Raw genomic sequence first — 4,313 nt, 5'->3', positions numbered from 1 at the left:
CCTCGGTGCGTTCACGCGTGGCAAATCTGAATGAATTTGTTCCCGGCATTGACCATCAGCAAATCAGCACCGCCGTGGCTGAGGCTTTCTTTGAGTGGTACGGCGCACGGGTGGAACCTGAAATCATCTCACCGGACGTTTTCCCTGACTTACCGGGTTTTCCTGAGCGCTTCGCTAAGCAAAGCAGCTGGGAGTGGAATTTCGGTAAAGCGCCAGCGTTCAGCCATGAACTGAATGAGCGTTTTGTCTGGGGCGGCGTGGATATTCACTTTGACGTGGAAAAGGGTGACATCAGCCGGGCGCAAATTTTCACCGACAGCCTGAATCCGGCCCCTTTACTGGCGCTGGCGGGGCAGTTAACCGGAACGCGATACAACGCTCAGGATGTCTCTGAGGTGTGCGAGAAAATTATTCAGCAGTATCCGGCCTTCCGCTCAGAATTAGCGGAACTTCATACCTGGCTGGTGAGATGCATTAAATAATCTGCCCGGAGAGTGCGGTGTCACGCACTCTCCCAGGCTTGCGCAATATCTTATAAGACACTATAACCATTAGCGAAATTGACATTTTTCCGCCTCCGGACCAGTGAAAATGTGGGGATCTCCGATCCCCTGCACATAAAACGTTATCCGCATATAGACGGAGTTGCACGTTATACATAATGGAAATAAGATTAGTCCTAAACTATTTTTTGATATTCAATTTTTCACTTTCCGGTAATACCTCGGGATTACATGATTTTTTGCTCTGACCGCGACACAAGAAAGACTGTAATCACCTCGCAGTGCCGTTGAAGTTTTGGAAAATAATGAAAATACAATTCGATACGGCCTTTAACAGCAGCTACCTGTGTCAGCCAATTTATTCCGTTCAGGGGAAATTGCTTGCGATTGAATTAATTTGTCGCTTCTCCAGCACAGACAGTAAGTTAACTATGCCGACAGAACTGGTGCTGAATTTGCTGTCACAGGCCCAGCTGTTACGTTTTCTCAATGAGCAGCAACGTTGGGCGACTGAGCATGCGCAATGGTTCAGTGATAACCAGGTCATCTTAAATATCGGTGTTGAAGAGCGGCTGGTGGCGATTCTGCTGGAGGATGAACCGCTGCGAAATGCCTTTAAAGCCCATGCGTTTGTACATCTGAATCTGAGCGAGTCGTTTCCGCAGCTTGCGCAAGGCCGGAACAATCCGCAACTGGTCGCCCTGCAACAACATTTCACGCTGTGGCTGGATAATTTCGGTTCAGGCAACGTCACGATGACACCGGTTTACGACCATCTTTTTAAATGGGTAAAACTGGATAAAAACTTATTCTGGCAACTTTACGAGGGAGAGCATTTCACCATCGTTATGCCTTCTTTATTAAGAAACGTCAGCCGTTTCTGCCGCAACATTGTGGTGGATGGGCTGGACAGTCAGGACTATTTTGATGCCTTACGTAAAAATGACGTTCAGGGCCTTAAAGGCTTGTTGTGGCCGGGCGTAGACCCGGAACAACTTGACAGCCTGCTGATCAGGCCCGACCAATTTCATTAATCGTCCGTCTTTATGAGTATGAGTCAATCCCGGCCAGGCCTTGCTGCGCCGGGATTTTTTATGTCACGACACCAATCTCCCTGCGTTTACTCCGTGTTAATCCCGGCAGGGCGGCTCTACACTAAAGAAAAGGGGGATTTATGCCGCTATTCGAACACCATTATGCCGATCAACTGGACGGATTTTACACTGCCTTGCCACCCACGCCGCTCAAGGGCGCGCGGCTCTTGTATCACAGCGCACCACTCGCGCGGGAGCTGGGGCTGGAAGAGACGCTCTTCGATGATGCCCACCGCGAATTCTGGTGCGGTGAGACATTTTTCCCCGGCATGTTGCCGCTGGCGCAGGTCTACAGCGGCCACCAGTTTGGTCAGTGGGCGGGGCAGCTGGGCGATGGCCGGGGTATTTTGCTGGGAGAGCAGGTGTTGCCCGACGGCAAACGTGTTGACTGGCACCTGAAAGGCGCCGGGCTGACGCCATATTCGCGCATGGGCGATGGCCGCGCAGTGTTGCGCTCCGTCATCCGTGAGTTTCTGGCCTCCGAAGCCTTACATCATTTGTCCATTCCGACCACGCGTGCGCTGACGATCGTCACCAGCGATCAGCCGGTATTTCGGGAGCAACCTGAACGCGGCGCTATGCTGATGCGCATAGCTGAAAGCCATATCCGCTTCGGTCACTTCGAGCACTTCTATTACCGCAAACAACCTGAACAGGTAAAAATGCTGGCCGACTATGTCATTGCTCATCACTGGCCGCAGCTGTCAGAAAATGAGCCCGTGGCGGCAAGCCGCTACCAGCAATGGTTCAGCGACGTGGTGAAGCGAACGGCGGAAATGGTTGCCCGGTGGCAAAGTGTGGGGTTCGCGCACGGCGTGATGAACACCGACAATATGTCGATTCTCGGGCTGACGATGGATTATGGCCCCTACGGTTTCCTTGACGATTACCAGCCGGGTTACATTTGTAATCACTCGGATCATCAGGGGCGTTACAGTTACGATAATCAGCCGGCAGTCGCGTACTGGAATCTTCACCGGCTGGCGCAGACCTTGTCCGGGCTGATGAGCACCGAACAGTTGCAGGCCGCGCTGAGCGGGTATGAGCCAGCGCTGATGAAAGCCTACGGCACGCTGATGCGGGGCAAACTTGGGTTCTTTACCGAGAATAAGCAGGACAACAATCTGCTCACCGGGTTGCTGAGTCTGATGGAAAAAGAGGGCAGGGATTTCACGCAAACTTTCCGGTTGCTCAGCCAGGTTGAGCAGCAACAGGCCACGTCGCCGCTGCGCGATGCGTTTATTGACCGCGCGGCGTTTGACAGCTGGTACCAGAGTTATCGTCAGCGTTTGCAGGAAGAGGGTGTGGACGACGCCACCCGTCAGCAGGCAATGAAATTGAGTAATCCGCGCATCATTCTGCGTAATTACCTGGCACAGCAGGCCATTGAACTGGCGGAAGTGGACGATATCAGTGCACTGACGGCGTTACATCAGGCATTGCAGGATCCGTACGGTGACGATCCGCAGTACGATCATCTGACCGTACTGCCGCCTGACTGGGGCAAACATCTGGAAATTTCCTGCTCAAGCTGACCCGCAATCTCTGCGGGCAGATTTACTGCCGCAGAAAGACCTGTGGTAACGCCGTTTCCGGATGCGGGCAGACGTTCAAATCTGCCTGATACCAGCGGCTCAATGTCTCCTCGCTCAATACTGCGGCAGGTGTTCCGCTGGCGACCACTCTGCCGCTGTGCAGCAAAATGATCCTGTCGGCATACAGCGCCGCCAGATTCAGATCATGCAGCACGCAGCACACGGACAGCGGCGTCTGCTGCGTCAGCTGGCGTAACAGGCGCAGCGCATGTTGCTGATGATACAAATCCAGTGCCGATGTCGGTTCGTCCAGAAACAACCAGCGCGGTGAAGGGTCGGGCTGCCAGAGTTGAATCAGTACGCGGGCCAGCTGGACGCGCTGCTGTTCGCCGCCTGACAGATGACGATAATCACGATCCGCCAGATTCAGACAACCGGTTTGCGCCATGACGTCGTTCAGCGCCTGCTGCATATTCAGCTGACCATGCGGCGACCGCCCGAGCGTCAGCACCTCCCGCACACTGAAACCAAACGCCAGCGTACTGTTCTGGCGCATTACCGCACGGGTACGCGCCAGTTCCTGCGCGGGCCACTCTGTCAGCGCTTTTCCCTGCAAGGTACAACGGCCTTTTTGCGGTGCCAGATAGCCGGTCAGCATGCGCATCAGTGTCGATTTTCCGGCACCGTTAGGGCCAATCAGCGCCACCATTTCGCCGCTGTGCAGACTGAGCGACACATCGTCAATTAACCGGCGGCCTTCAACGGCGTACACCAGATTTTCTGCCACCAGGGCGGAGGAAAAATCAGACATTACGCGGTACTCCAGGGCGAAGAATCAGCCATAAAAAGTAAGGGCCGCCGATGATACTGGTGATCAACCCGACCGGCATTTCTGCCGGTGCCACCAGTGTGCGGGCCAGCGTGTCGGCCAGTAAAAGCAGGCAGGCACCCGCCATCGCCGAACCCGGCAGCAGCCAGCGATGATCGGCACCGATGCGCATACGCAGCAAATGCGGGATCACCAGTCCGATAAAACCAATCACGCCTGATACCGCCACCGCGGCACCGACCAGCAGCGCGCTGAGAAGCAGCAATTGCAACTGCGTCCGGCGAACATTGACGCCGAGGTAATGCGCATCCTCTTCGCCCAGTTGCAAAATATTAAGACGGCGGGACATGAA

5 protein-coding genes are annotated in these 4,313 nt (G+C 54.5%); 3 read left to right on the top strand and 2 right to left on the bottom strand.

Translation table 11 applies throughout. The features are described from left to right. The 3 genes from ED901_RS08565 to ED901_RS08555 all read left to right on the top strand — a co-directional run. Positions 1-482 (top strand): lipoate protein ligase C-terminal domain-containing protein (locus tag ED901_RS08565; RefSeq protein ID WP_305775598.1); only part of this gene is annotated, 482 nt, incomplete at its 5' end. Between the two features lie 326 nt (positions 483-808). Beyond that, on the top strand, positions 809-1,537 hold the full coding sequence (locus ED901_RS08560; RefSeq protein ID WP_122095596.1) for an EAL domain-containing protein: 729 nt from the start codon (positions 809-811) through the stop codon (positions 1,535-1,537). A 140-nt stretch (positions 1,538-1,677) separates the two neighbouring features. Continuing rightward, positions 1,678-3,132, top strand: coding sequence for a YdiU family protein (locus tag ED901_RS08555; RefSeq protein WP_122095595.1), 1,455 nt, complete (start codon positions 1,678-1,680; stop codon positions 3,130-3,132). Positions 3,133-3,154: 22 nt separating this feature from the next. Here the strand turns inward: ED901_RS08555 and ED901_RS08550 are convergent, their stop codons facing one another. Both ED901_RS08550 and ED901_RS08545 read right to left on the bottom strand, forming a co-directional pair. Beyond that, entirely contained in the window at positions 3,155-3,943 is a 789-nt protein-coding gene (locus ED901_RS08550; RefSeq protein ID WP_056773505.1) for a heme ABC transporter ATP-binding protein, read from the bottom strand. Then, positions 3,936-4,313 (bottom strand): iron ABC transporter permease (locus ED901_RS08545; protein ID WP_162997830.1); only part of this gene is annotated, 378 nt, incomplete at its 5' end. The genes ED901_RS08545 and ED901_RS08550, both read right to left, overlap by 8 nt.

This window comes from Rahnella sp. Larv3_ips (genome assembly GCF_003697865.1).
In the GTDB taxonomy this organism is placed as follows: Bacteria; Pseudomonadota; Gammaproteobacteria; order Enterobacterales; family Enterobacteriaceae; genus Rahnella; species Rahnella rivi.
The sequence above is the reverse complement of the archived record's forward strand: the minus strand, read 5'-3'. Positions and strand labels throughout refer to the sequence as shown.

What these genes read in the sequence shown, in the direction of transcription:
- ED901_RS08555 (WP_122095595.1), top strand. Translation starts at nt 1,678, where the DNA reads ATGCCGCTATTCGAACACCATTATGCCGATCAACTGGACGGATTTTAC.
- ED901_RS08560 (WP_122095596.1), top strand. Translation starts at nt 809, where the DNA reads ATGAAAATACAATTCGATACGGCCTTTAACAGCAGCTACCTGTGTCAG.
- ED901_RS08550 (WP_056773505.1), bottom strand. Translation starts at nt 3,943, where the DNA reads ATGTCTGATTTTTCCTCCGCCCTGGTGGCAGAAAATCTGGTGTACGCC.